General features: G+C 71.0%; 21 protein-coding genes and 2 pseudogenes. 10 read left to right on the forward strand and 13 right to left on the reverse strand.

The features are described from left to right. Positions 1-11 precede the first annotated feature (11 nt). Entirely contained in the window at positions 12-1,226 is a 1,215-nt protein-coding gene (locus tag OG306_RS31380) for a YihY/virulence factor BrkB family protein (RefSeq protein ID WP_371665917.1), read from the forward strand. Between the two features lie 13 nt (positions 1,227-1,239). Here OG306_RS31380 and OG306_RS31385 read toward each other — a convergent pair whose 3' ends face one another. After that, complete coding sequence (locus tag OG306_RS31385; RefSeq protein WP_371665918.1) at positions 1,240-1,665, reverse strand: CU044_2847 family protein; 426 nt, start codon at positions 1,663-1,665, stop codon at positions 1,240-1,242. Between the two features lie 123 nt (positions 1,666-1,788). Between OG306_RS31385 and OG306_RS31390 the strand changes: the two are divergent. After that, positions 1,789-2,564, forward strand: a pseudogene (locus tag OG306_RS31390) (DUF6597 domain-containing transcriptional factor). Here OG306_RS31390 and OG306_RS31395 read toward each other — a convergent pair. From OG306_RS31395 to OG306_RS31420, 6 genes are all read right to left on the reverse strand, one after another. Beyond that, entirely contained in the window at positions 2,504-2,896 is a 393-nt protein-coding gene (locus OG306_RS31395; RefSeq protein WP_266749491.1) for a VOC family protein, read from the reverse strand. The pseudogene OG306_RS31390 and the gene OG306_RS31395 overlap by 61 nt on opposite strands. A 158-nt stretch (positions 2,897-3,054) precedes the next feature. Then, a complete protein-coding gene (locus tag OG306_RS31400; protein WP_266749492.1) occupies positions 3,055-4,614 on the reverse strand; it encodes a 3-hydroxyacyl-CoA dehydrogenase in 1,560 nt (519 codons plus the stop codon). Positions 4,615-4,997: 383 nt separating this feature from the next. Continuing rightward, positions 4,998-6,467 (reverse strand): sialate:H+ symport family MFS transporter, encoded by a 1,470-nt coding sequence (locus tag OG306_RS31405; protein WP_266749494.1) that lies wholly within the window; start codon positions 6,465-6,467, stop codon positions 4,998-5,000. 63 nt (positions 6,468-6,530) lie between these two features. Beyond that, the gene (locus tag OG306_RS31410) at positions 6,531-7,211 is read right to left on the reverse strand and encodes an N-acetylmannosamine-6-phosphate 2-epimerase (protein ID WP_266749495.1); all 681 of its coding nucleotides are present in this window, start codon (positions 7,209-7,211) and stop codon (positions 6,531-6,533) included. Continuing rightward, positions 7,208-8,188, reverse strand: a complete 981-nt coding sequence (locus tag OG306_RS31415; RefSeq protein ID WP_327258606.1) for an ROK family protein — start codon at positions 8,186-8,188, stop codon at positions 7,208-7,210. Before OG306_RS31415 ends, OG306_RS31410 begins: the two co-directional genes overlap by 4 nt. Further along, positions 8,185-9,144: a dihydrodipicolinate synthase family protein gene (locus OG306_RS31420; RefSeq protein WP_327258605.1), complete on the reverse strand. Its 960-nt coding sequence runs from the start codon at positions 9,142-9,144 to the stop codon at positions 8,185-8,187. The genes OG306_RS31415 and OG306_RS31420 overlap by 4 nt, the downstream gene beginning before the upstream one ends. 157 nt (positions 9,145-9,301) lie before the next feature. On the opposite strand from OG306_RS31420, the gene OG306_RS31425 reads away from it, so the two are divergent. Beyond that, positions 9,302-10,006, forward strand: a complete 705-nt coding sequence (locus tag OG306_RS31425; protein WP_327258604.1) for a FadR/GntR family transcriptional regulator — start codon at positions 9,302-9,304, stop codon at positions 10,004-10,006. 80 nt (positions 10,007-10,086) lie between these two features. Here the strand turns inward: OG306_RS31425 and OG306_RS31430 are convergent, their stop codons facing one another. Continuing rightward, complete coding sequence (locus OG306_RS31430) at positions 10,087-10,677, reverse strand: TetR/AcrR family transcriptional regulator (RefSeq protein ID WP_327258603.1); 591 nt, start codon at positions 10,675-10,677, stop codon at positions 10,087-10,089. Between the two features lie 141 nt (positions 10,678-10,818). Between OG306_RS31430 and OG306_RS31435 the strand changes: the two genes are divergently transcribed. Continuing rightward, the gene (locus OG306_RS31435) at positions 10,819-11,940 is read left to right on the forward strand and encodes an ABC transporter permease (protein ID WP_266749502.1); all 1,122 of its coding nucleotides are present in this window, start codon (positions 10,819-10,821) and stop codon (positions 11,938-11,940) included. Continuing rightward, on the forward strand, positions 11,937-12,629 hold the full coding sequence (locus OG306_RS31440) for an ABC transporter ATP-binding protein (protein ID WP_266749503.1): 693 nt from the start codon (positions 11,937-11,939) through the stop codon (positions 12,627-12,629). The genes OG306_RS31435 and OG306_RS31440 overlap by 4 nt, the downstream gene beginning before the upstream one ends. Positions 12,630-12,651: 22 nt before the next feature. Here the strand turns inward: OG306_RS31440 and OG306_RS31445 are convergent, their stop codons facing one another. From OG306_RS31445 to OG306_RS31465, 5 genes and pseudogenes are all read right to left on the reverse strand, one after another. Then, complete coding sequence (locus OG306_RS31445) at positions 12,652-13,839, reverse strand: FAD-dependent monooxygenase (RefSeq protein ID WP_371665919.1); 1,188 nt, start codon at positions 13,837-13,839, stop codon at positions 12,652-12,654. Positions 13,840-14,004: 165 nt separating this feature from the next. Next, positions 14,005-15,447, reverse strand: a pseudogene (locus OG306_RS31450) (exo-alpha-sialidase). A 126-nt stretch (positions 15,448-15,573) separates the two neighbouring features. After that, on the reverse strand, positions 15,574-16,872 hold the full coding sequence (locus OG306_RS31455; protein WP_266905019.1) for a GDSL-type esterase/lipase family protein: 1,299 nt from the start codon (positions 16,870-16,872) through the stop codon (positions 15,574-15,576). 15 nt (positions 16,873-16,887) lie between these two features. After that, positions 16,888-17,898 carry an acetylxylan esterase gene (locus OG306_RS31460; RefSeq protein ID WP_266749522.1) on the reverse strand — a complete coding sequence of 337 codons (1,011 nt, stop codon included), beginning with the start codon at positions 17,896-17,898 and terminating at the stop codon, positions 16,888-16,890. A 195-nt stretch (positions 17,899-18,093) separates the two neighbouring features. Continuing rightward, positions 18,094-18,825, reverse strand: a complete 732-nt coding sequence (locus OG306_RS31465; protein WP_266749523.1) for a FadR/GntR family transcriptional regulator — start codon at positions 18,823-18,825, stop codon at positions 18,094-18,096. A 171-nt stretch (positions 18,826-18,996) separates the two neighbouring features. On the opposite strand from OG306_RS31465, the gene OG306_RS31470 reads away from it, so the two are divergent. The 5 genes from OG306_RS31470 (at position 18,997) to OG306_RS31490 (ending at position 25,596) form a co-directional block, all read left to right on the forward strand. Then, positions 18,997-20,592, forward strand: coding sequence for an ABC transporter substrate-binding protein (locus OG306_RS31470; RefSeq protein ID WP_266749525.1), 1,596 nt, complete (start codon positions 18,997-18,999; stop codon positions 20,590-20,592). Between the two features lie 148 nt (positions 20,593-20,740). Beyond that, complete coding sequence (locus tag OG306_RS31475) at positions 20,741-21,691, forward strand: ABC transporter permease (protein ID WP_266749526.1); 951 nt, start codon at positions 20,741-20,743, stop codon at positions 21,689-21,691. 1 nt (position 21,692) lies between these two features. Next, the gene (locus OG306_RS31480) at positions 21,693-23,660 is read left to right on the forward strand and encodes a dipeptide/oligopeptide/nickel ABC transporter permease/ATP-binding protein (RefSeq protein ID WP_266749527.1); all 1,968 of its coding nucleotides are present in this window, start codon (positions 21,693-21,695) and stop codon (positions 23,658-23,660) included. Further along, positions 23,657-24,664: an ABC transporter ATP-binding protein gene (locus OG306_RS31485; protein ID WP_266749528.1), complete on the forward strand. Its 1,008-nt coding sequence runs from the start codon at positions 23,657-23,659 to the stop codon at positions 24,662-24,664. Before OG306_RS31480 ends, OG306_RS31485 begins: the two co-directional genes overlap by 4 nt. Continuing rightward, positions 24,661-25,596, forward strand: a complete 936-nt coding sequence (locus tag OG306_RS31490) for a dihydrodipicolinate synthase family protein (RefSeq protein ID WP_266749530.1) — start codon at positions 24,661-24,663, stop codon at positions 25,594-25,596. The genes OG306_RS31485 and OG306_RS31490 overlap by 4 nt, the downstream gene beginning before the upstream one ends. Positions 25,597-25,620 lie beyond the last annotated feature (24 nt).

The following is a 25,620-nucleotide window of genomic DNA, read 5'->3' on the forward strand; positions in this document are numbered from 1 at the left end:
ACGGTAAGGATGTGCAGGCAGTAAATGAAACACCCGAGCGGCCACCGGGGCGGCTCCACCGGGCCAGGGTCCTCTACCGCAACGTATCCAAGCGGCAGATGGTCTGGCAGTTGCTCAAGGACACCGTCAATTCGTGCATGGAGTACCGCATTCTGGGACTCGCGGCCGAGGCGGCGTTCTTCACGCTGCTGTCCCTGCCCCCGTTGCTGCTCGGCCTGATCGGGCTGCTCGGATACGTCGACGCGTGGACCGACACGACCACGGTCGCCTCCATCGAGCGCAACATCCTCAACGCCTCCCAGACGGTGCTCAGCCAGCGGGGCGTGAACGACTTCGCGAAGCCGCTCCTCGCGGACGTCACCACCGGCGCCCGGCCCGACGTCATCTCCATCGGCTTCGCGATCGCGCTCTGGTCAGGCTCCCGCGCGGTCAACGTCTTCATCGACACGATCACGGTGATGTACGGCCTCGACGGCCAGCGCGGCATCGTCAAGACGCGGCTGCTCTCCTTCCTGCTGTACGTGATCGCGCTGCTGCTCGGCGCCGTGGTGCTGCCGCTGCTCGTGGTCGGTCCGGACCGGGTCGTGGAGTTCATCCCGTGGGGCACCGAGCTCATAAGCATTCTGTACTGGCCGCTGGTGATCCTGCTGTCGATCGCGTTCCTGACGACGCTCTACCACGTGTCCGTACCGGTCCGTTCGCCGTGGATAGAGGACGTTCCCGGTGCGCTGGTGGCGCTCGCGATGTGGGTGTTCGGCAGCTTCCTGCTGCGGATCTACCTGACCAGTACGGTCGAGGGGCCGACGATCTACGGCTCGTTGGCGGCCCCGATCGCCGTCCTGCTGTGGATCGGCGTCTCCGCGTTCGCGGTGCTCGTGGGCGCGGCGGTCAATGCCGCCATCGACCGGGTGTGGCCCTCGCTGGCGACGGCCGCGGCGCGTGCGGCGAATGAGCGGGTACGGGCGGCCCAGGCCGCGGAGCTCGTCGCGCGGGCGCAGGCGGAGAGCCGGGAGAGGGCCGCGAACGGGGACTACGACGATGACGACGACGATGACGAAGACGAGGACGACGATGTCGGCGAGAGCCCGTACATGCCGTCCGAGTTCCCGGAACGGTGGTCGAGGTTCCTGCCGCCGGACGACGTGAAGTCCAGGCTGCAGCCGAGCCGCGACAAGGAGTCGGACAAGCCGGACCCGGACAGGCCGGACAACCCGTCCGAGGGCTGAGAGCGGCCGTCCGCTAACCGGCGGGTGGCACGGGAGGGGCCGCTGCGGGTGGGGTCGTGGGCGGCGGTACGGTGGCGGCCGTCGCGGGAGTCGTCGGAGGTGCCGGCGTCGCCGGTGTCGCGCCGGGGGACCAGGACAGCTTGACCACCAAGTGGCCCTCGACCGCGCTCTTGGCGATCACGGCCCCGGCCTCCGCCGTGATCTTCACGCCGAATTCCAGCTCCACACCGTCCGGTTTGAGAGCGCCGTCCCGGAACACGGCGAGCGCGGACTCCGCGGCCGAACGGATTCCCGTGAGTGCGCTGTCGAACGTACGCCCCGCCCTGGCCAGGGTGTTGTCGTCGCCCAACGCGACCAGTTGCGCACCCGGTGTATGGCGGTCGACCTCGACCGTCACCGTCGCACCGCTGTCGGTGGTGAACTCCATCAGTGCTGTCATGGCCCGCCCCCGGGAAGCTGATTCCGTTCTCCGACGAGATGTTTTCGACGAGAAGCTCTTCGCCGAGAAGTTCTCCGAGGAGAAGTTCTCCGACGAGATGAGGACGAGGTTAGCGTGTGCGGCATGGGCGGCACGTACGAAGAGCGGGCGTCGCGGTTCGACAGCGCGACCGTGTGGACCCTGCGCGTGCCGGAAGGATCGGTCCACGCGGTGCTGCCCGACGGCTGCATGGACCTGCTCTGGATCGACGGACGACTGCTCGTCGCGGGCCCCGACACCCGTGCCGGGACGTCGGCGGCAGGGACCGGCGGGCAGTACGCCGGGATCCGTTTCGCGCCCGGTACGGCCCCCGCGCTCCTCGGCGTACCCGCGCACGAACTGCGCGACCGCCGGGTCGCCCTCGCGGAACTGTGGCCGGGCGCGCGGGTCCGCGTACTCACCGAGCGGATCGCCGAAGCCGCCGATCCCGCCGCCGCACTGGAGGCCATCGCCCTGCGGCGGGCGGCCGGCACCGCACCGCCGGACCCTGTGATGCGGTCCGTCGCCGCGCAGCTCGGTCACGGCCGGTCCGTCGCGGACACCGCGCGGACGGTCGGCCTCGGCGAGCGTCAGCTGCACCGCCGTTCACTCGCGGCCTTCGGCTACGGGCCCAAGACGCTTGCCCGGGTCCTGCGGCTCCAGCGCGCGCTCACCCTCGCCCGGTCCGGAACGCCGTACGCCGAGGCGGCGGTCGAAGCGGGCTGCACCGACCAGGCCCATCTCGCACGGGAGATGCGCGACCTGGCCGGGACCACCCTGACCGCCTACCTGGCGTCCCGGTGACGGTCCGGCCCGGGTCTCAGCCGTTGCCCGCGAACAATGACACCGCACAGCCGTCCGGGTCGAGGACCGTCGCGTAACGCTGCCCCCACACCGCGTCCCACGGCTTCAGATGTCCCCGGTAACCGGCGCCCGTCAGGTCCTCGTACACCGCGTCCACCTCCGCCGGGCTGTCGCAGAGAAAGGCGAGCCCGAGGCGTTCCCCGCCCTGGGGCGCGGTCCATTGCGGGTCGAACGACCGGATGACCTCCTCGGTGTCCCAGAGCAGACGCTGCCCGCCCGGGAGCATCACTTCGACGTGGGGTGCGGATTCCACGCCGGCGGGGATGTCGAGGCCGAGCCGGCGGTAGAAGGCGAGCGATGCGGTCAGATCCGCGGTGATGATGCTGATCGCGTCCATGCGTGGAGTCATGCTCCGACCGTAGGCCGGTCGTCTCTGCGGGTCTTGTAGGAAACGGACATGAGCGGTGATCCGCGAGTCGCCGGGGGCCTCCACGGACCTGTGGGGGACCTGCACGGACCTGCGGGGGGCCATGGCTCCGGCAGGCCCCCGCAGGTCCCGGCCGGCTGCTACGAGAACGCGTTACCGGTCGCGCAGTCGGCGGGCGAGGTCCCCGGGTCCGTCAGCGCGAGGCCGAGTTGGGCGCGTTCGGTGACCCAGCGGCTCGGGCGGTGGCGGGGGTCGCCCGTCGTGCGGTGCAGCGCCCGGTGCAGCTCCAGCATCCGCTCGGCGCCGATCCGGTCGCCCCAGGTCAATGGGCCGACGGGGTAGCCGAGCCCGGCCGTGACGGCCAGGTCGATATCGGCGGGGGAGGCGATCGAGCGCTCCGCGATCCCCGCCGCGACCGACACGATCGAGGCCAGCAGCCGCTGAGCGACCGAGCCCGCGGTGTCCCGTACCACCGTGACCGCGTACGGCTCGTCGCCGTCCGCCGCCCGGGCCAGCACCGCGCGGGCGTCGCGCGCGGCGGCCGGATCCACCGCCGGGGTCACAGCTAGCACCCGGCGCCGGCCGGCCGGCGGCAGCGGGTCGACGCCGAGGGTGCGCCCCGCGGGCAGCCGGTGCGCGGCGACCGCGGCAGCCACCGTGGTGCCCCAGACCGGAACCAGGACCAGGGCCTCGGCGGACGGCTCCGTGCCCGTCTCGACGACGGCGCCCGCAGCGGTCAGCGCCTCGCGCAGCGCCGTCGCGTCCCGGCCCTGCGGCGCGGCGCCGTGGACGAACACCGGGCGGTCGGTGTCACCCGTGACCGGCGGTTCCGGGACCGGGGCGGGCGCCTCGGGGCCGTACGCGAACCAGCCCTGCCCGGTCTTGCGGCCGTGCAGCCCGGCGGCGACCCGGTTCGGAGTGAGGTAGGAGGGGCGGAGCCGGTCCGCGTACCGGAAGCCCTGCCAGATCGAGTCGATCACCGCGGCCGTCACATCCAGACCGGTGAGGTCCATCAGCTCGAACGGGCCCATCCGCAGGCCGAGGACGTCACGGGCGATCCGGTCGATGTCCGCCGGGGCGGCGACCGTCTCCTCCAGCAGGGCGAGGGCCTCGGTCACCAGGCCGCGCCCGGCGTGGTTGACCAGGAAGCCGGGGGTGTCGGCGACCGTGACCGCGCGGTGTCCGCAGCTTTCGACGAGTGCGGTGAGGGCCGGCGGGATCTCCGGGCGGGTGGCCGCGCCCGGCACGATCTCGACGATCTTCATCAGCGGTACCGGGTTGAAGAAGTGCAGCCCGGCCAGGCGCGTCGGATCCTTCAGCGCCGCCGCGATCCGGGTGACCGACAAGGACGAGGTGTTGGTCGCGAAGACGGCCGTCGCGGGCAGCGCCTGCTCCAGCCGGCCGAAGACCTCCGTCTTGGTGCCGAGGTCCTCCCGTACGGCCTCGACGACCAGCTCGACGTCCGGTCCCTGTGCCCACGGGTCGTCCAGCGGGATCAGCCGCTCCAGGGCGGCGGCACGGTCCTCGGCGGACATCCGGCCCTTCTGCACGGCCCGTTCGAGCATGGACCGTACGAAGTCCACGGCGGCCGTCACCGCCTCCGTACGTACGTCGCACAGCTCGACGGTGTGTCCGGCGGTCGCCGCCCACTGGGCGATGCCGCGGCCCATGGCCCCGGCGCCGACGATCCTGATACGCATGGCAGTTGCGGTCCTCTCAGGGTGTGACCAGTGATCGGGGTGTGACATGTGATCGGGTGCGTGGTGATGGTGACATGTGATGCGTCTCAGCGAAGATAGACGCGGTCCGGGTCCACGTCCTCACGCAGCAGCCGCAGTTCGGCCGCGGTCGGCGGCGGTACGGTCCCGAGCTGAACCGCCGCGAGGCCCGGTACGGCCTGGAGATCATGTGCATCGGTGGTGGACAGGGCCTCGCCGCGATCTTCGAGCGCATCGAGGCCTGAGCCGAGGCGCGGTGCGGTGAGACGCGCCCGGGTCGAGGGCGTGGGCCCGTGGGGCGGCCGGGAACGCGGGGCGGGCCGGACGGTGTTCGCCGCCCCGCCCCGCCCCGCGCTCGCGTGGTGTCAGCCGACGGCCGTCGTGGGTGCGGCCTCGCTCCGTTCCGTCGCCGGTGGCACCGCGAGGTGGTCCCGTTCCGCGTCCGGATCGGTCAGCCGGTTCAGCCTGGCCGGTACGTCGAACCCGACCAGCAGCACCACGATCACCGTGCCCGCGAAGGTCAGCACCGCCAATGCCCGGCCCAGGTCCATTCCGGACGCCAGATGCGCTCCGAGGACCGGGGCCACGGCGCCGCCGAGCGCTCCCACGTTGTACGTGAAGCCCAGCGCGGCGCCACGGCTCTCGGTCGGGAAGTGCCCGCCGATGTAGCGGGGCAGCAGCCCGGAGATGCCGAAGCTGGTCGCCTGCAGCAGGAAGAGCAGAACCCCGAGCAGCAGCAGATTGTTGTGCACGGCGAATACCGGGTACACGAAGGCCAACGAGGCCAGCAGCGTCAGTGCGTACGCCTTCTTCGCGCCGATCCGGTCACCGAGGAATCCCGCGGTCCAGCAGCCGGCCATGGTGCCGAAGCCCGCGAAGTACAGGACGTCGGTGACCTGGCCGGTGGTGTAGCCGAGTTCGGTCTTCAGATACGTGGGCAGCAGCGCCTGGATCGGCCACGAGTACAGGAACGCGAAGAACAGCGTCACGATCATCGACAGGTACAGCACCCAGCTCCGCTTCCCGCCGAGCTGCACCGCGAACGCGACGAGCGCGAGTCCGGCGACCACCGAGAGCACCGGAACCATTCCGGCACCGCCCGGCGTGAAGACCAGGAAGAGCGAGACGGTGGCGAGGACGACCAGGACGGTGTTGACGACGGCCCTGCCGCGCGTCACGAACAGCGGCCGGAACGGGTTGGGCTCGGCTCCCTTGTCCGCGACCGTCTTCGTCCACTCCTCGGCCTCCGGCAGCGCGCGCCGCATCCACAGTGCGATGGCGATCGGGATCAGGCCGATGTAGAACATCCACCGCCAGCCGAGCGACGGCACCACCCAGTTGTAGACCTGCGCCGCGAGCACCGAGCCGACCGAGAAACCGGAGATCAGGAAGCCGCTGGCCCGGCTGCGGAGCCTCGCCGGCCAGCTCTCCATGACGTACGTGGCGCTGGCGCTGTACTCACCGGCCATGCCCATGCCGATGGCGAGCCGCGCGGCGAACAGGCTCTGGTAGTTCCAGGCGAATCCGCAGGCGAAGGTGCCGAGCGAGTACAGCAGGATGCTCAGGATCATGGAGAACTTGCGGCCGTACCGGTCGCCGAGGGCGCCGAGTACCGCCCCGCCGAGCCAGCGGGTGATGAACGCACCGGAGATCAGGCTGGCGGCCTGCACCGTGCTCAGGCCGAAGTCGTCACTGATCTCGGTGAGGACGAGCGTGATCAGCACGAAGTCGAAGCCGTCGAGGACATAGCCGATCCAGGCGGCCAGGAACGACTTCCACTGGGTACCGCTCACCTCGCGGTACCAGGGGAGCGTGGGGGGTGTTGTGCTGTGCACGGTGACTCCAGGATGCGGGACGGCACTCGCCTTTGAGTGGCCGGCCCGCGTGGTGGGGAGGGATCAGGGCCGGGTCATGCCTGCGACGAAGCGGGTGGTCAGGGCGGTGGGGGCGGTGATGGCCGTGCCGACGACGACGCTGTGGGCGCCGCGGGCCAGGGCTTCGGCGGCGTCCTCGGGGGTGTTGATACGGCCTTCGGCGACCACGGGGACATCGATCGCGGTGGAGAGCGCGGCGACCAGGTCGAGATCGGGGCCGGTCTGCTTCGGTGTGCCGGGCACGTAGCCGGAGAGGGTGGTGGAGACGAAGTCAGCGCCCTGCCCGGCCGCGGTGACGCCCTCGGCGAGCGTGGAGACATCGGCCATGACCAGGGCGCCCGCCGCGTGGACCGCCATGACCAGCTCGGCGAAGGTGGAGCCGTCGGGGCGCGGCCGGTCGGTGGCGTCCGCGGCGACGACGGCGGCACCGGCCTCGGCGACGGCCAGGGCGTGCCGGACGGTCGGGGTGATGTAGACGCCGACGTCGCCGTCCTTCCACAGACCGATGACCGGCAGATCCACGGCCTCGACGATCGCGGCGACGACCTCCGGCTCGTTGGCGCGGATCGCGGCGCAGCCACCGGCGACGGCCGACCGGGCGAGCCGGACGAGGGTGCCGGTCTCCCGCATCGGGTCGCCGGGAGGTGCCTGACAGGACACGATCAGCTTGCCCTGGAGGGAATCGGCCAGTTCCTGTGCGGTCATCGAGGGGCTCCCAGGTGGTGGAGGGGAAGGGTGGTGGTCAGGGCGGCGGCGCCCAGTACGGCCGCGTCGGCGCCGAACAGCGGTGGCTCGGGTACGAGCCCGCGCAGCGGCGGCATCAGCTCCGCTGCGAAGGCCGCGGCCAGGGCGTCCCCGTACAGCGGGCCGATCCGCGGCACTCCGCCGCCGACGACGACCCGGTCCGGTCCCAGGGCGTTGGCGAGCCCGCCGAGCACATGGCCGGTGGCGGCCGCGCCGGTGGTGATGGCGCGGACGGCGGCCGCGTCGCCCCGCGCGGCACGGGCGGCGACGGTTTCGAGCCGGTCCACGGGGGAGCCGGTCAGCCGCTCGTAGTGGGCGGCGATGCCGGGTCCGGAGGCGATGACCTCCAGATGCCCGGTGGCGCCGCAGGTACAGGGCAGTCCGGCCGCCTCGGGGCTGGGCAGATGGCCGAGGTGCCCGGCGATACCGGCGGCGCCGTGCAGCATCCGCCCGTCGACGGCGATGGCGCCGCCCACCCCCGTACCGATGGCCGCGAACAGCAACGAGCCGTGTCCCGTCGACCCGCGACCGGGCTCCGGGGCGTTCAGCGCCGCCAGTTCCGGTCCGGCCGTGGCCCGTACGTCGTTGTCGCAGGCCACCGGGGACCCGGTACGGTCCGCGAGGCCGGTGCCCAGCGCGGTGCCCGCCCAGTCGCGGATGGCGTCGGTGGCACTGGTGACCATGCCGGTACGGGGATCGACGACCCCGGCGGCGGCGACGCCGATCGCCGTGGCCTGCCGTCCCGGATCGACGGTGCCGACGGCCTCGGCCAGTGCGTCCAGCACGGCCGGCGCGCCGTCCCGGGCCGGGGTGGGCCGGGTGTGCCTGGCCAGGACCGCGCCGTCCGCGCCGAAGAGCGCGGCGGCGATCTTCGTACCGCCGAGATCGAGGCCGATCACGGTGGCGCCGGTGCCGGCGTACAGGGGGGCGGAGTTCATCGGACCGGCGGCAGACCGGCGGCGCGCAGGCGCTGGCCGACCAGGGCGACCGACTCGGCACTCAGCTGGATCTGCGGGAACGCGGTGTCACCGCACTGGATGACGCCGAGCAGCTGGAGCGCCGCCTTGAACGAGCCGAGCGCCGAGGAGCTGCGGCCCATGTCCGCCTCCGGCCCGACGTCGACCATGCCGAACAGTTCGACGAGCCGTTCCTGCTCCTTCGTGGCGAGCGCCCAGTTCCCGTCCCGCGCGGCGTCGTACAGCCGGACGTACCCGGCCGGGTCGACGTTTCCGATGCCCGGTACGACACCGTCGACCCCGGCCAACAGGGCTGCGTCCACCGTGAGTTCGGAGCCCGTGAGTACGCTGAAGTGCGGCGCGGGGCCCTCCTTGCGGCCGTCGCGGCCGCCCAGTTCGACGAGCAGCCGGCGCAGCCCGCCCTCGTCGCCGCTGCTGTCCTTGAGACCGGCCAGGGTGCCGTCCTCGGCGAGTTCGCGGACCAGTGCGGCGGAGAGCTTGCTGTGCACCGCGACCGGGATGTCGTACGCGAACAGCGGCAGGTCGACTGCCGCGCGCAGCCGCCGGAAGTGCTGGGCGATCTCCTTGCCGTGGGTGCGGGTGTAGAACGGCGCGGTCGCGACCAGGGCGTTCGCACCCAGCTCGGCGGCGGACCTGGCGTTCTCGATCACGCGTGCGGTGGTGGTGTCGATGACACCGGCCAGCACCGGCACCCGGCCGTCGGTCACGTTGACCACGGTCTCCAGCGTCGTGGCGCGCTGTTCATCAGTGAGGTACGCGACCTCGCTGGTGGATCCGAGCGCGAACAGTCCGTGCACACCACCGCCGATGAGGTGCTCGACGAGCCGGGCGAGGGACGCGGTGTCGACCTCTCCCTGGTGGTCGAGCGGGGTGCAGACCGGCGGGACGACGCCGTGCAGGGGTGCGGTCAGAGACATGGTGAGGGCTCCAGCTTGGTCGATGCACCGATCCGTGGCCCGAAGCGGCTGCACGGAGCGAGACATGAGACGTAAGATGTCCTATGTCTGGCCTCACCTTAAACAGATGCCCCTGCGACCGGTCAAGGGGCAATCGCACCTCAATCAGGAGGACGTAGTGGCGCGCCCCACCATGGCTCAGGACATAGAGCGTCGGCTCAAGGAACTGATCCTGGAGCGCGGGCTCGGCCCCGGCGACGTGCTGCCCACCGAGGCCGAACTGATGGATCTCTTCGGCGTGGGCCGGGTGTCGGTGCGCGAGGCCCTCAAGGCGCTCCAGGCTGTCAATGTCGTGGAGATCCGCCGCGGCTTCGGCACCTTCGTCGGGTCGCTCTCCCTGTCGCCCTTCGCCGAGGGGCTCGCCTTCCGGGCCGCTGTCCGTCACCGGCAGGGCGAGCCGGGCCTCTTCGAGCTGATGAAGGTGCGGGAGGCGTTGGAGACGGGCCTGGTCGGCGCCGTCACGGCCGGTATCCCCGACGAGGATCTCGACGTGCTGCGCGGCCTCGTGGCGACGATGGAGGCGGAGGCGAGCCGTGACGGCCGGGTGGCGCGCGGCACCGACCGCGCCTTCCACCTCGCGCTCTACGCCTCACTCGACAACCACCTGCTCAGCGAGGTGCTGGACGCCTTCTGGGCGGCCATGGACCGGGTGCGCGAGGACCTCGACGACGGCCATCAGGATCCGGTGACCACCTGTGCCCAGCACCGCGAGATCGTCGCCGCGGTCGCGGCGGCCGACGGCGAACGCGCGGTACGCGCCATGCGTACCCACTTCGACGGCATCCGCACCCGTCTCGAACCGTCACCGGCCCCGGGGCTGTAACCGCCCACGTGACCGTCACCGGCCTCGTGGCCGGGCGGCCGAGGCGCTGAGGGAGGGTGACCGGGGGACTTGCGCCCCGGTCACCTTCCCTCGGCTGTCCCCGTGACTGCGGCGACCGCCATCCGTACCGCCCGTTCCGTCATCACCACGTCGTCGTCGCCCGACTCGATCGCCGTCGTGGCGGCATTGACGATCCCCTGCAGCAGCAGCGCCGTCCGCCGTGGATCCTCCTCGCCCAGCTCGGTGAGCGCGCCGATCAGCGGGGTGAGCAGTTCCCGGTGCGCCCGCACCGCGCTCTCCCGCACCACCGCCGCGTCCCGGACCCCGGCCAGGGCCTGGGCGATCCGGTGCTCCCCGACGCGGACCAGCTCCAGCTGGGACGACACATACGCGGCGATCTTCTCCTCGGGCGTACCGGCCGCCGACATGCGGGACCGGATGGCATCCGTCCAGCGCGGCATCGCGTCCTCGACGACCGCGGCGAGCAGCTCGGGGCGGCCGGGAAAGTACTTGTACACGCTGTTGCGGGCGAGGCCGGTGGCTCTGGCGACCGCCGTGAACGTCACGGCCTCGGCGTCGCCGCCCTCCAGTAGTTCGCGCGCCGCCCGCACCAGGGCCAGCCGCTGCTGGGCATGGTGCTCGGCGACCGTAGCGGCTCTGATCCTGGGCATCCGCACAGTCTAGAAGCCCCCGGCCGCCAGGGCCTGATCCGCCGGACGAGCCCTGGAACCCCCCACTTAGCGACGCCGCGTCGCCATCATCTATCTTAGCGACGCATCGTCCCTAACATCGATCCATCGAAGGGAACCGCTGTGTTCCTCGCTCTGCTGGAGCTGCGCGCCGCCCGAGGGCGTTTTCTGCTCATGGGGTCCGTCGTGGTGCTCGTCGCCGCACTCGTCGGCATCGTCTCCGGCTTCACCACCGGTCTCGGCGACGACACCATCTCCGCCCTGCGCCGCCTCCCGGCCGCGCAGCTGGTCTTCTCCTCGGACGCCCGGTCGGACCAGTTCGCCCGCAGCCTCCTCGACGAAAAGACAGCCGCTGCCTGGCGCAAGGACGCCGGCACCGACACGACCCCGCTGGGCGTCTCCATCACCCGCGGTACGACGAACCGGGGCGCCGAGGTCGATCTCGCCGCCTTCGGAGTCGATCCCGTCGCCTTCCTCAACCCCTCCGTCACCCGGGGCAAGAGCCTCGCGGGCGCGGCGGCCGACAGTGTCGTGATCTCCGCCGAGCTTGCCGACGAGGGCATACGCGTCGGGGACACTCTGGTCATCGACCGGCTCGGCATCTCGCTGCGGGTCATCGGGCAGACCGAGCGCCTGAGCTACGGCCATGTGCCCGCCGCCTACATCCCGTTGAAGACCTGGCAGCGCATCCGCTTCAGCACCCCCGGCGCTCCGGCCTCCGCGACCGCCACCATCCCCGACCAGTTCAGTGCACTGGCCCTGCGCTCGCCGGCCAGGACCTCGGCCGCCACCCTCGACGAGCGGCACTCCACCACCACCCTCACCAAGGAGAAGGCGTACGAGGCGGCGCCCGGCTACACCGGCGAACGCGTCACCATGAACTCGATCCAGGTCTTCCTCTACCTGATCGCCCCTCTGGTCGTCGGCGCCTTCTTCGCTGTCTGGACCGTGCAGCGCCAGCCCGAACTCGCCCTGCTGCGCGCGCTGGGCGCGTCCCGCCGGCGGCTGCTCGCCCACACCGTGCTCCAGGCGGCCCTGGTCGTCGTCCTCGGGACCGTCGCGGGCGCCGTACTCGCCGGGGCGGTCGGGCTGCTGGTCGGTGAACAGGTGCCGTTCAGCCTGCCCGCCACCACCCTCGCCGTCACCATGTGCACCGTCGCGGCCGTCGGTCTCGCGGGCACCGCCCTGACCCTGCGCCGGGTCACCCGAGCCGACCCGCTGACCATGCTGGGAGCCAACCGATGAGCCTGGAACTGACCGGTGTCACCGTCTCGTTCGGCCGCGCCGACACCCGTACCACCGTCTTTGACAGCCTCGACGTCACTTTCGAACCGGGCCGCATGACCGCCCTCGCCGGCCCCTCGGGCTCCGGCAAGTCCACCCTGCTCGCCGTCGCGGGCGCCCTGCTGCGGCCCACCGCCGGGCAGGTCCTCCTCGACGGCGAGGACCTCGCCGGACTCTCCGACGCCCAACGCGCCAAGGTCCGCCGCGAACGCATCGGCTACATGTTCCAGAGCGGCAATCTGCTCTCCGGGCTGCCCGCCGTCGAACAGTTGCTGGCCGCCGCGTACATCAGCGGCGAACGCCCCCGCACACACCGCTCGCGCGCCCAGGACGCCCTGACCGGGGTCGGCCTCGGCCACCGGCTGCGCCACCGTCCCGAACAGCTCTCCGGCGGCGAACGCCAGCGCGTCGCCCTCGCCCGTGCCCTCTTCCTCGCCCCGAAGCTCCTCCTGGTCGACGAACCGACCGCGGCCGTCGACCGCTCACAGGCGGCCGAGCTGGCCGGACTCCTCGCCGAACGCACCCGCCAGAACGAGTGCGTCACCGTCGTGGCCACGCACGACCCGGCCGTGGCGGAGGCCGCCGACCGGGTCGTGGACATGGCGGCACTGACCGCCGCCGCGTCCTCGCCCGCGCTGCCCGGCCGCTGAACCCGCCCGGTGACGGGGCCCGTCACCGCTGCTGGACGCTGCCGTACAAGTAGCTGCTCGCGCCGTTCAGCACGGTACGGCTCCACGCGTCCACGTCGGCAGGCCCCATCGCCGTCCAGTCCGGCGTGTGCTCCACCAGTTCACGCCCCAGCCTGCGGCCCAGCTCGACCAGGCGCACCCCTTCGGGGGTGCGCTCGTCCGCGTACCGCCGAAGCGCCTCGGCCGCGGAGGAGGAATCACGCAGGGTCCGCTCCAGACACCGCGCGTCCTGGAGCGCCTTGACCGCGCCGCTGGCGGTGTGCGGCCTGGTGACGCTCGCCGCGTCGCCCGCCAGCAGGAACGGCGCCCGAGCGGCCCGGGGCACGACGAAGTCGGCGACCGGATGGAGCGCCTGGGCGGCGTGCTCGCCCCGGGCGACGATGTCGGCCCACTCCGCCGGGAAGTGCTCCTCGGCGATGCTCCGCACATCCGAGGGGGAACCCTGGGCCCGCCCGTCCGTCGCCGCCGGGGGAAACCCGTAGATGGCGTAGGCCAGCAGACGCGACCCCGGCGCGGCCCCCGGAATCAGGTAGAAGACACCGTGCCCGTGCGGAAACCCCAGCGTGATCCACGCGGTCTCCAGCAGTTCCAGCGGTTTCGGATGGTCGCGCAGCGCGGTCAGCGCAATCGTGCCCCGCCACACCAGGTATCCGGCGGGAGCCGGCCGTACCCCCGGTGCGATCAACTCGCGGGTGACGGAACGGTGCCCGTCGGCCCCGACGGCGATGTCGTACTCCCGCTCCCCGTCCGCGGTACGGATCAGAGCGCGGCCGGCCGGGGTCCGGCCGACGGAGCCGACGGGCAGCCCCCGGTGGTACACGCTCTCCCCGATGTTCGCCCGCAACGCCCGCCACAACAGCCCCCAGTTGCACGGCGTCACCGGACTCGTCCACCGCGCCAGTTCCCGCGCCGACTTCTGCCCCGGGGCCCGGGCGAGCCAGACACGCGTGGCGACGGGCGTCGTCGGCATGTCCGCGCCCAGATACCCGCCCGCGACCAGCTCCCGATGCAGGTCCGGCGGGATCACGATGCCGAACCCGCGGTCCTGCAACTCGCCGTCGCTGCGTTCGTGGACGGTGACGTCCGCCCCGGCGCGCGCCCCCGCGATCGCCATGGCACAGCCGGCGACACTGCCGCCGACCACCCCGATGCGCAAGCCTGTCACTGTCACCGCGCTACCACCTGTTCTCACGCTCCGGGAGGTGCTGAACGCCCTCATCGTCGCACCCGGTTCGGTGCGGGACGGGGACGCGCGCACCTCCCGGAGGTGCGGGACGGGGAAGCGCGGCACCTCCCGGAGGTCCGGGACGGCTCCGGAGTCACGGCGGCGTCACCGTCACGGAGTCACGGTCACCGTCGTGCTGCCGGAGGCCTGCTTGCCACTGGCCCGGTACGTGGCGGTGAGCTCGGCGCTGCCCGAGGCACCGGCTGCCACAGTGACGGGGACCTTGATGTTGGCGCCCTGGCCCGGGTTGAGCGCCGGAATGGTCACCTGACTCGTCGTCCAGCCGCTGGGCACCGTGAGGTCGATGGTGCCCAGCGCGCGACGCACGTCCATCCGGTTGACCACCCGGACGGTCACCTCCGCGCTCGCACCCGCGGTGAGGGTCGCGGGCGGGGTGATCGTGATGTCCGCGCAGGTGCCGCCGAGCCACTGGAGGTCGAAGGACGAGTAGGTGATGTGCTCGTAGTTGCCGCGCTCGTAGAGCAGCCCGACACGCCCGCCGGGCAGCGGGGTCAGCGTCGAGTAGGCCGCGGCGCCCGGGTCGACCACCTTCCTGATCGGCCAGGTCTTCCCGTTGTCGCAGGACATCTTCACCGTGAGGTTACGCCGTGCCGAGGCGTCCTCGGTGTTGCTGAACAGCAGCCACGACGACTGCGGGTTCGACGCCGGGGCGGCGGGGTTGTAACGGATCACCGACGCGTTGTTCGCCGGGTCGGTGAGCTGGGTGTCCTGGGCGAACGGGGTGTAGTTCACGCCGCCGTCGGTGGAGTACGCGATCGTCCGGTACGGCTTCGAGCGGTTGTTGAGCATGACCCTGCCGTCCGACAGCTCGACGGTCTTGTTCTCGTCCCCGCCGGGACCGACCGGATTGCCCATCTTCCAGGTCTCGCCGTGGTCGTCGCTGTAGGCGCTGGCCGCGTAGTTGGCGCCGTTGATCCGGACGGCGCACTGCTGGATCAGCCGGCCCGCGTACGCCCCGTGGCGCAGCTGGATGCCCTCGCCGGAGGCGGCGAACATGCCCGCCCAGGCAGGGTTCTTGATCTGCTTGGTGATACGGTGATGGGTTCAGGTCAGCCCGTCGTCGTCGGAGTAGCTGTAGTCGGCCTGGAGGATGTTCGGGTCGGTCTCGTCATTGCCGGTGCCCGAGCCGAAGAAGCCCTGGTTCACCCCGGCCGCGTAGAAAAGGAAGATCCGGCCGGTGGTGCGGTCGACGAGCAGGCTCGGGTCGCCGTAGCCCTTGGGGGCGGCGTCCTTGCGGACCACCTGCTGCGGCTGCCACGTCACACCTCCGTCGGTGCTGCGCCGCAACACGATGGAGATGTTGCTCGGCAGGTCGCCGAGGGTGGGGCGGGCGTCGTAGGCCGCGAGGACCGTGCCCCGCGCCGTGGTGGTCAGCGCCGGGATGCGGTAGTGGGGCGACCCCACGCCGTCGACGGTCAGGTCCTGGGAGGTCAGCGCGCCGGGGGCGGGGGCGGCGGCGCCCTGTGCGGTGCCGGTCGCGGCGACCACCAGCGCGGCGGTGCAGAGCAGGGCGAGGGAGACTTTTCGCTTCACGGACGCTCTCTCTTCTCGAAAGGGCTGAATTGTGCCTGAAGGTCTGAAAGGTCTGAAAGGGCCGGAGGTCCGGAGGTCCGGAAGTCCGGACTTTTGGAACGGGGATGACGGGGACGGGCGCCGGGGCTACGGGATGCGCAGGGAGCAGACCCGGCTGGTGGCGTCGAAGATCCTCAGATCCTTGATCATTTTCAGTACGAGGCGGTGATGACCCCGCTCGTTGGGATGGAGCCCGTCGTTGAGCAGGGACAGCGGGGCCTGGCCGCCGTTGCCGCTCAGCCAGTCGTTGTAGTGGTCGACGAAGACGGCGTTCTGCTCCGCCGCGACCTCGCCCATGATCTGCGCGTACCGGGAAAGCCCCACCCGGCCCGGCCACTTCGCCGGATCGACCGGGTTGGGCGACTGGAGTACCGGCACGGGTGAACCGGGCAGTGCGCGCACCGCGCGCACGAGGGAGACGAGATTGGCCCGGTAGACCTCGGGGCCGAGGCCGGATGTCGCGATGTCGTTCGTACCGATCATGATCGAGACGACGTGCGGCGAGAAGGCGGTGACCCGCTCCCCGAACCGGGCGAGGAGTTCGGCGCTGGTGGCGCCGCTCACTCCGGAATCGATCACGAAATCGCGGTTCTTCGGCTTGCCCAGTTCCCAGCGGACGCGTTCCGTCCAGTGCTCGGGGTAGCTGCGCCAGCCGTTGGTGTGCAGGGCGCCGTGGGTGATGCTGTCACCGGTGACGACCCAGGTGGCGGGGGTGTCGCTGTTGAGGATCGTGGAGATCCGGCCCAGATCGGCGAGGTCGGGGCGGGGGCTCTGCTCGACCAGTTCGGCCTCGTCGAGCACCCGGTCCCAGACCGCTGCCCGTTCGATGGTTCCGGTGCAGAACCATTCGCCGCCGGGGTGGTCGCTGTCGAGATTGCGGCCGAGAGTGAGTGCGCTCAGCCCGGAGACACTGCCGAAGAAGGAGTGCTGGGTCGTCTGGAGCACGGTGCGCCCGCCGGCGTGCAGCCGGGTGCCCATACCGTCGACGGTGACGGCGACGGTATGGCGTTGACCGTCGTCGTAGCGTGTCCGGGTCATGACATTTATCAGCACCGCGCCCTTCTCGCGCACGGAGAACTGCAGGGCGCCGCCGCTCAGGTTCAGGGTGATGTTGGAGGAGGGGGCGGTCGGGTCCGAGGCGCTGAGCAGGGTCATCGCCTCGTTGTGACTGGTGGTGCGGAAGGTGACGACGATGGTCCCCGCGGTGAGCGGGGCGAGTGCGCGGACGCGGTTCGACAGGTCGACGTACTGGCTGCCGTCCAGGTCCACGGGGGTGTCGTGGTCCAGGCGGGGGCCGCTCCGTGGAGCGGCGGCGAAGGCGCGGCCGCCGAGCGGGGTGCTCAGGGCTGCCGCGCCGGCGGCAAGAAGCATGGATCGTCTGCGCACGGAAGGTGCCTCCGGTCAGGAATGACCGGCCCGCCCCGATGGCGGGCCGACGAACAGGGAACGCACCCAGGCCAGTTGCTCCCGCTGCTGATACGCCGCGCCGCCCTCGTGCCCGTTGAACTCGTAGACCCGTACGTCCTTGGGGCCCGCGTAGTGGTTGTAGGCGGTGAAGCAGGTGGAGGGCGGGCAGATCTCGTCCATCATCGCGATCGAGAACAGCGCGGGAGCGGTGGCGCGGGTGGCGAACAGTGCGGCATCGAAGTACGAGAGGGTGGTGAACGCCGTCTCGGTGCGGTCGCGGTGGAGTTTCAGATACTCGGCGATCTCGGTGAACGGCGGCCGGCCCGAAATCTCCGCCGCCCGCCGGAAGTTGCAGAGGAACGGCACGTCCGGCATCACCCCGGCCAGTCCCGGCACGAGCCCCGATACGGCCAGGGCGATGCCGCCGCCCTGGCTGACCCCGGTGACGACGATCCGGTCGGGATCGACCTCCGGGTGCTCGCGCATCGCCTCGACGCAGCGCACGGCGTCGGTGAACACCCGTCGGTAGTAGTACGTTTCGGGGCTCTCGATGCCACGGGTGAGGAAACCGGGCACGGTACCGGCCGCACCGGCGTCCGTATCGGCGGTGGAGCCGGTCGCGGCCGACCAGCCCTGACCACGGGTGTCCATGATCAGGTGCGCGTAACCGGCGGACGCCCAGAGAAGGTTCTCGTGGGCGAGGCCGCGCCCGCGTCCGTATCCGAGGAATTCGACGATGCAGCCGAGGGGTCCGGTGGCCCCGGCCGGCAGGTGCAGCCAGCCGCGGACCGGCCGTCCGGCGAAGCCGGGCAACGTCACATCGTAGGTACGGACCTGGGCGAGTCCGGTGTCGACGTGGGCGAACACCGGCTTCCCCGCCGAGCCCCGGCCGTCGGCGGACACCTTGCTCAGGGTGCTGGACCAGAAGGCGTCGAAACCGTCCGGAACGGGCAGTTCGGGCCGGTAGGCGCGGCAGTCCGCGAGTGAGAGGTCCGTCAGCGGCATGGAGGTGCCCTCCTGGGGTGGAACAGGGATGCTGAACGCCGACCATCAAGACAGAAGACGTCAGATGTCCTGGCGGCACACGGACCCTAGGCAGCGCTGCTGTCAGCCGTCAAGGGCCCCACCGGACCGGAATCTGTCCCGGCAGGGCCCGGCTCCGTCCTCCCGGGAGGGTGTGAGGAGGTCGGGCGTGAGGGGTCAGCCCCGGCCACCGTCGCGGGCGCGGGCCTCGGCGATCCGGCGCCTGACCGGGGCGTAGTGCTCGCTCAGCGCCTTCATGAAACCGGCGCTGTCCCCGGCCCGCGCGGCGTCCACGATGTTCTGGTGGGCCGTGATCGTCTCCATCTCGTCGGCGTGCGTGAATCCGTCGAGGTGCGGTGCGACGATCGTGTACACGTCCCAGAAGGCCATCGAGAGCTGGCCGATGAGTTCGTTGCCGAGCGGCGCCACCAGTAGTGCGTGGAACGCCCGGTCCGCCTCCACAAAACCGTGCCCGTCCTGGACGCCGGTCTCGCGCATGGTGGCGACCAGGCCGTCCAGGATGTCGAGCTGGTCCGGGGTGAGCAGCGAGACGATCCGGTCGGCCATCCCGCGCTCGAACAACTCGCGTACGTCGACGAGGTCGGCCATCACCTGGAAGTCGTCGTCGGGGGAGAGCAATCCGCGGAAGGTCAGGCTCTCCACCAGGGCGGACAGGCTCAGCCTGCCCACGTACGTCCCGTGCCCGTGGCGCACCTCGACGATGTCCAGCGCGTTGAGGATCTTGACGGCCTCGCGGACGCTCGAACGGCTGGCCCCCAGCGCCTCGCACAGGGCCGGCTCGGTGGGCAGCGGGTCCCCGGGGCGGAGGCGTTTTTCGAGGATGTAGCGCTTGATGCCCTCGACGACTTCCTGCCGAAGCAACTGCCGGCCGGGCCTCGTACCGGACATATGTGAACTCCCCACCTCTTGACCCCTCTCGATTGTCAAGCTACGTTCCCACGCTATCAAGGCATCAGACATCTGACGTCTGACGCCTGAGGTTCCTCGATCCTCGCGATCCTGCGATCCCCGTCTGTTTCCCGCCCCTTACGTTCCATCTTCGATGTCTCTGGAGGACCCGTGCCCGAGCTGAGATCAGCCGGTGTCGAGCGCCGCACCTTCCTGCGTTACACCAGTGCTGTCGGTGCGGCAGCCGCCATCACGGCGAGCCTTTCCGCCTGCGGTGGACCGTCCTCGACCGCCGACGGCACGGCAGGCAAGGGCGACGGCAACGGCCTCATCGAGGCCGGTCTCTCGTACCCCCTGTCAACCGGTTTCGACCCGATGATCACCTCCGGTGCGACTCCGTACGCCGCCAATATGCACATCTTCGAGGGCCTGGTGGATCTCGATCCGGCAACGCTTGTGGCCCGCCCCGCACTTGCCACCGAGATGCCGAAGAAGATCAACGCAACAACCTACCGGGCCACCCTCCGCAAGGGCGCGACCTTCCACGACGGATCGGCCGTCACCGCCGACGACGTGGTGTTCAGCTTCGAACGCATCCTGGACCCGAAGAACGCCTCGCTGATGGCGCAGTTCGTGCCCTTCATCGACACGGTGAAGGCAGTCGACGCGGGCACGGTCGAGTTCAAGCTGAAGTACCCCTTCGCGCTCTTCCCGTCCCGGATAGCCGTGGCCCGGATCGTCCCGAAGAAGATCGTCGAGCCGGACCCGAAGGCCTTCGACGCCAAGCCGGTGGGCTCCGGACCGTACAAGTTCGTCGAAGCGACCCGCGAGGACAAGATCGTCTTCGAGGCGTACGACAAGTACAACGGCGCGCACCCGGCCAAGGCCAAGAAGATGATCTGGCGCCTGATGTCCGACCAGTCGGCGCGCGTCAGCGCCATGGAGTCGGGCCGTGTCCAGGCCATCGAGGACGTCCCCTACATCGACGTCAAGCGCCTCGCCGGCTCCTCGAAGACCGAGTCCGTCCAGTCCTTCGGCCTGCTCTTCCTGATGTTCAACACCGCCGACAAGCGGTTCGCCGACAAGCGCGTGCGCCAGGCCCTGCACTACGCCCTGGACACCGAGAAGATCATCTCCACCGCGATGGTGGGCAACGCCGCACCGGCCACCGGGTACGTCCCCGCCACGCACCCCGACTACCAGAAGGCCGCCACGGTCTACACCCACGACGTGGCCAAGGCGAAGCAGCTGCTCGCCGAAGCCGGCGCGAAGAACCTCTCCTTCACCGTCCTCACCACCGACACCGGCTGGGTCAAGGACATCGCCCCGCTGCTGAAGGAGAGCTGGGAGGCGGCCGGCGTCAAGGTCACCCTCGACATCGCCCAGTCCCCGGCCCAGTACGCCAAGATCGACAAGGGTGCCTTCGACGTGCTGGTCGCCCCCGGCGACCCGTCCGTCTTCGGCAACGACGCGGACCTCCTGCTGCGCTGGTTCTACTACGGCTTCTGGCCCGAGAGCCGCTACGGCTGGGGCAAGTCCGCCGCGTACAAGAAGGTCAAGCAGACCCTCGACAAGGCCGCCCAGGCCACCGACGAGGCGAAGCGCAAGGAGCTGTGGGGCGAGGTCACCGACCTCGTCGCCGACGAGGCCGCGCTCTACCCGATCCTGCACCGCAAACTGCCCACGGCCTGGAACGACAAGGCACTGCCCGGCTTCAAGCCGCTGCCCACCACGGGCCTGTCCTTCCTGGACGTCAGCCGCGCCTGACCGGCCGCCGGCGCCCGATCGCCCGGTCCGGGACACCTGCTCGATCCAGGTGTCCCGGCCCCAGGGCCTCTCGTTCGGATCAGACCGGGCTCGCGGGGCCTGATCCCAACGAAAGACCCCAGACCGTCCAACCACAAGGAACCCGACGATGGTTGCTTTTCTCCGGCTCGCGCTGCGCCGCGTCGCGATGATGCCGGTGATGATCCTCGGTATCGCGCTGCTCGTCTTCGTGGTGCTGCAGTTCTCGCCGGTCGACCCGGCCTTCAACGCGCTCGGGGAGAGCGCCACACCCGAGGCCCGTGCGGCCTTCGCCGAGGCCAACGGCCTCAACGACCCGCTCCCGGTCCGGTACTTCCACTTCCTGGGCCAGCTGCTCCACTTCGACCTCGGGATGACCGTCCCGCCGAGCCAGCCCGTACTGGACCGGATCACGGCGGCCTTTCCGCTCACCCTTCAGCTGACCCTCCTCGGGCTGATCCTCGCGGTGATCCTGGCCGTCCTGTTCGGTGTGGTCGGCGCGATGTACCGGGACCGCTGGCCCGACCAGCTGTTCCGGGTCCTGTCCATGGCCGGGGTCGCCATCCCGTCCTTCTGGCTCGGCGTGCTGCTCATCCAGCAGTTCGCGCTGAACACCCGGATCTTCCCGACCGGGGGCTACACCAACCCGGCCGACTCCTTCAGCGGCTGGCTCACCACCATGGCACTGCCCGCCATCTCGCTGGCGCTCCCGGTCTCGGCCTCCCTCGCCCGTCTCGTACGGACCTCGATGGTCGCCGAACTCGACCGCGACTACGTCCGCACCGCCCGCGGCAACGGCCTCCCGCCGCTGCTGGTGATCCGCTCGGTGCTGCGCAACGCGCTCGTCACCCCGCTGACCGTGCTCGGCATCAAGGTCGGGTACATGCTCAGCGGCGCCGTCGTCATCGAAGCGATCTTCGACCTGCCCGGCATGGGCAAGCTCATCCTCGAAGGTGTCACCGGCGGCGATGTCGCCCTGGTCCAGGGCACCGTACTGACCATCGCCATCGCGTTCCTGGTGGTCAACGTCATCGTCGACCTGCTCTACCTGCTGGTCAACCCGCGCATCAGGACGGTGTGACATGTTCGCCACCGGCCGTCTGGCCAACAAGCTGTCCCGACCCGGCATCGCGTTCCGCGCCCTCCCGGTCACCTCCCGCATCGCCCTCGGCGTGCTCGTCGTCGTCATCCTCGGCGCCGTGCTCGCCCCGCTGTTCACCCAGAACCCGCTGACCACCGGCACCCCGGTCCAGGCCCCCAGCGGCGCCCACTGGTTCGGCACCGACCGGGCCGGCCGCGACGTCTTCGCCCGGGTCGTGCACGGCTCGCGCTACTCGCTGGTCATCGGCCTCGGCGCGACCGCCCTGGCACTGGTCGCCGGCGCACTGCTCGGCTCCCTCGCCGCCACCTCGCGCAAGCTCGGCGACGAGTCCGTGATGCGCACCCTGGACGTCGTGATGTCGTTCCCGCCGATCGCACTGGCCGCCGTCCTCGTCGCGGTCTTCGGCACCAGCATCCCGGTGATCATCTTCACCATCGCCTTCGTCTACACCCCGTCGCTGGCCCGCGTGGTCCGCGCCAATGTGCTGTCCCAGTACGGCGAGGACTACGTCGCCGCCGAGAAGGTCATCGGCGCCCGCCGCGGCTACATCGTGCTCCGCCACGTCGCCGTCAACTGCATGGCGCCGGTCATGGTGTTCGCCACCGTCATGGTCGCCGAGGCGATCATCTTCGAGGCCAGCCTCTCGTTCATCGGCGCCGGAGTGCAGGACCCCGACCCCAGCTGGGGCAGCGTCCTCGCCTACGGCCGGCAGATCCTCCTCGCCGGCGGCTGGTGGGCCACCTTCTTCCCCGGCCTCGCGCTGTTGATCACCGTCCTCGCGCTCAACATCCTCTCCGAGGGCCTCACCGACGCCTCCGCAGCCCCGAAGGGCGCCCGCCCCGCCGTCGACCCCGCCACGGCCACCGCACCCGACCCGGTCGAGGCCACCTCCACCGTGGACGTCGATGCCGCCCTCACCAAGCTCGCGGACCGCGTCAACGCCACCGAACCATCCATCAAGCCGGTACGGGAGGACGCCGCCGAACTCCTCGTCGTACGGGACCTGGCGATCCGCTTCCCCGACCGTTACGGCGAGATCCCCGTCGTCGACGCGCTGAACTTCACCGTCCACGAGGGCGAGACACTCGGCCTGGTCGGCGAGTCCGGCTGCGGCAAATCCATCACCAGCCTCGCCGTCATGGGCCTGCTCGCCCGCAACGCCGAGGTCAGCGGCGAGATCCTGTACCGCGGCCGGGACCTGCTGAAGCTCCCGCCGAAGGAACGCCGCGCCCTGATGGGCCCGGAGATCGCGATGGTCTACCAGGACGCACTGTCCTCCCTCAACCCGTCCGTCCTCGTCGGGACCCAACTGAAGCAGCTCACCTCGCGCGGCGGTACGAAGACCCCCGCCGAACTCCTCGAACTCGTCGGCCTCGCACCCGAACGCACCCTGCGCAGCTACCCCCACGAGCTCTCCGGCGGCCAGCGCCAGCGCGTCCTGATCGCGATGGCGCTCTCCCGCAACCCCCGCCTGCTCATCGCCGACGAACCGACCACCGCCCTCGACGTCACCGTCCAGGCCCAGGTCGTCGAACTCCTCGTCCAGCTGCGCGACGAACTCGGCTTCGCGATGGTCCTCGTCTCGCACGACCTCGCGCTCGTCGGCGACCTCTCGCACCGCGTCGCCGTGATGTACGCGGGCCGCCTCGCGGAGATCGGCGCCACCCGCTCCGTACTCACCGCCCCCACCCACCACTACAGCCGAGGCCTGCTCGGCTCCGTCGTCTCCCTGGAAGCGGGCGCCGACCGGCTGCACCAGATCCGCGGCATCGTCCCCGCACCCCAGGGTTTCGGTACCGGCTGCCGGTTCGCCTCACGCTGCGCCGCAGCCACCGAACTGTGCCGCACCACCGCACCCGAACTCACCGCACGCGGCGCCACGAACGACCACGGCTTCGCCTGCCATCACCCGGCGAAGGCCGCCCAGCTGGAAGGGAGCGCCCTGTGATCAGGCTCGACGGCGTCCACGTACGCCACAAGGCACGCAGCGGCGGAGTCTTCCGCCGGGACGCCGTGCACGCCCTCACCGACGCCACCCTGGAGATCGAGCGAGGTGAGATCGTCGGCCTGGTCGGCGAGTCCGGCTGCGGCAAGTCGACCCTGGCCCGGGTGCTGACCGGCCTGCAGAAGCCCACCGAGGGGGAGGTCCGCTTCCACGGCCGCGACCTGTGGGAGATGTCCGCCGCGCAGCGCCGCGACGACTTCGGCTCCGCGGTCGGCGTCGTCTTCCAGGACCCGTCCACCGCCCTCAACCCGCGGCTCACGGTACGTCAGATCCTCCGTGACCCGCTCGACGTGCACAAGCGGGGCACCCGGGAGGCGCGCGAGGCACGCGTCGAGGAGCTCCTCGATCTGGTCGGCCTGCCCGGCCACACCCTCGCCGCACTTCCCGGACAGCTCTCCGGCGGCCAGCGCCAGCGCGTCGCCATCGCCCGCGCCCTGGCCCTCGAACCGGAACTGATCGTCGCCGACGAACCGACCTCCGCCCTCGACGTCTCCGTCCGCGCCCAGGTCCTCAACCTTCTCGTCGACCTGCGCGAACGCCTGGGCCTCGGCATGGTGTTCATCTCGCACGACATCCAGACCGTGCGCTACCTCGCCGACCGCATAGCCGTCCTCTACCTCGGCCGGATCGTCGAGGAGGGGCGCGCGTCCGACGTCGCGGGCGCCCCCGCGCACCCGTACACCGAGGCACTGCTCTCGGCGACCCCCAGCCTGCTGGAGACCACCGAACGGATCGTGCTCACCGGCCCGGTCCCCTCGGCCACCAACCCGCCGTCCGGCTGCCCCTTCCGCACCCGCTGCTGGAAGGCGGACGACGCCTGCGCCACGGTCTTCCCCGCGCAGAGCACCGGACCGGGGGAACACCGCTGGCACTGCGTCCACCCCCAGAACCCCGCCACCCGCGGCGGGGACCAGTCCGCCGTACCGGCCGCAAGGAGCACCACATGACCGCCCGAACACCCCGCTACTCCGGCGTGATCCCGCCCGTAGTCACCCCGCTCACCGCGGACGGCGAGATCGACCGGCGCTCCCTGGAGAGGGTCGTGGGGCATCTGCTCGACGGCGGTGTCAGCGGCCTGTTCGCCCTCGGCAGCTCCGGCGAGACCGCCTATCTGACGCCCCGCCGGCAGGACGAGGTCATCAAGGTCATCACGGCCGCCTCGGCCGGCCAGGTCCCGGTCCTCGTCGGAGCGATCGAGACCACCACCGACCGTGCCATCGAACGGGCCCGTGCCGCCCAGGCACTCGGCGCCGACGCCGTCGTCGTCACCGCCCCGTTCTACACCCGCACGCACGACACCGAGATCGACCGCCACTTCCGGGACGTCGCCGCCGCCGTCGACGTGCCGCTCCTCGCGTACGACGTGCCGGTCTGCGTCCACAGCAAACTCGACCCGGAACTGCTGCTGCCGCTCGCCGCGGACGGCGTGCTGGCCGGGGTGAAGGACTCCAGCGGCGACGACGGCTCGTTCCGCCGTCTGGCCATCGGCGCCCGCGACCTGCCGGAGTTCGCCGTGTTCACGGGGCACGAACTGGTCGTGGACGCGATGATGCTGAGCGGCGCCGACGGTTCCGTCCCCGGGCTCGGCAATGTGGACCCCCACGGATACGTGCGCCTCCACGAGGCCGCGGTACGTGGCGACTGGGCGACCGCACGCGCCGAACAGGACCGCCTCGTCGCACTGTTCGACATCGTGCGCGCGGCCCGTCCCGGCACTGCGTCCGCCACCGCTGCCGGTCTCGGCGCGTTCAAGTCGGCCCTCATGCTGCGCGGGATCATCACCACCAACATGGTGAGCCCGCCGATGCGCCGGCTGGACGCCGCGGAGACCGCCACGATCGCGGACTGCCTGGACCGCGCGGGGCTCTCCCGGGTCTGACGGGTTCCGAAGAACGCACTGAGG

This window comes from Streptomyces sp. NBC_01241, assembly GCF_041435435.1.
GTDB lineage: Bacteria > Actinomycetota > Actinomycetes > Streptomycetales > Streptomycetaceae > Streptomyces.

Excerpts from the sequence above, each read along its gene's own strand:
- OG306_RS31385 (WP_371665918.1), bottom strand. The coding sequence starts at position 1,665 with ATGACAGCACTGATGGAGTTCACCACCGACAGCGGTGCGACGGTGACG.
- OG306_RS31395 (WP_266749491.1), bottom strand. The coding sequence starts at position 2,896 with ATGACTCCACGCATGGACGCGATCAGCATCATCACCGCGGATCTGACC.
- OG306_RS31400 (WP_266749492.1), bottom strand. The coding sequence starts at position 4,614 with ATGCGTATCAGGATCGTCGGCGCCGGGGCCATGGGCCGCGGCATCGCC.
- OG306_RS31410 (WP_266749495.1), bottom strand. The coding sequence starts at position 7,211 with ATGACCGCACAGGAACTGGCCGATTCCCTCCAGGGCAAGCTGATCGTG.
- OG306_RS31415 (WP_327258606.1), bottom strand. The coding sequence starts at position 8,188 with ATGAACTCCGCCCCCCTGTACGCCGGCACCGGCGCCACCGTGATCGGC.
- OG306_RS31420 (WP_327258605.1), bottom strand. The coding sequence starts at position 9,144 with ATGTCTCTGACCGCACCCCTGCACGGCGTCGTCCCGCCGGTCTGCACC.
- OG306_RS31430 (WP_327258603.1), bottom strand. The coding sequence starts at position 10,677 with ATGCCCAGGATCAGAGCCGCTACGGTCGCCGAGCACCATGCCCAGCAG.
- OG306_RS31440 (WP_266749503.1), top strand. The coding sequence starts at position 11,937 with ATGAGCCTGGAACTGACCGGTGTCACCGTCTCGTTCGGCCGCGCCGAC.
- OG306_RS31460 (WP_266749522.1), bottom strand. The coding sequence starts at position 17,898 with ATGCCGCTGACGGACCTCTCACTCGCGGACTGCCGCGCCTACCGGCCC.
- OG306_RS31465 (WP_266749523.1), bottom strand. The coding sequence starts at position 18,825 with ATGTCCGGTACGAGGCCCGGCCGGCAGTTGCTTCGGCAGGAAGTCGTC.
- OG306_RS31475 (WP_266749526.1), top strand. The coding sequence starts at position 20,741 with ATGGTTGCTTTTCTCCGGCTCGCGCTGCGCCGCGTCGCGATGATGCCG.
- OG306_RS31480 (WP_266749527.1), top strand. The coding sequence starts at position 21,693 with ATGTTCGCCACCGGCCGTCTGGCCAACAAGCTGTCCCGACCCGGCATC.
- OG306_RS31490 (WP_266749530.1), top strand. The coding sequence starts at position 24,661 with ATGACCGCCCGAACACCCCGCTACTCCGGCGTGATCCCGCCCGTAGTC.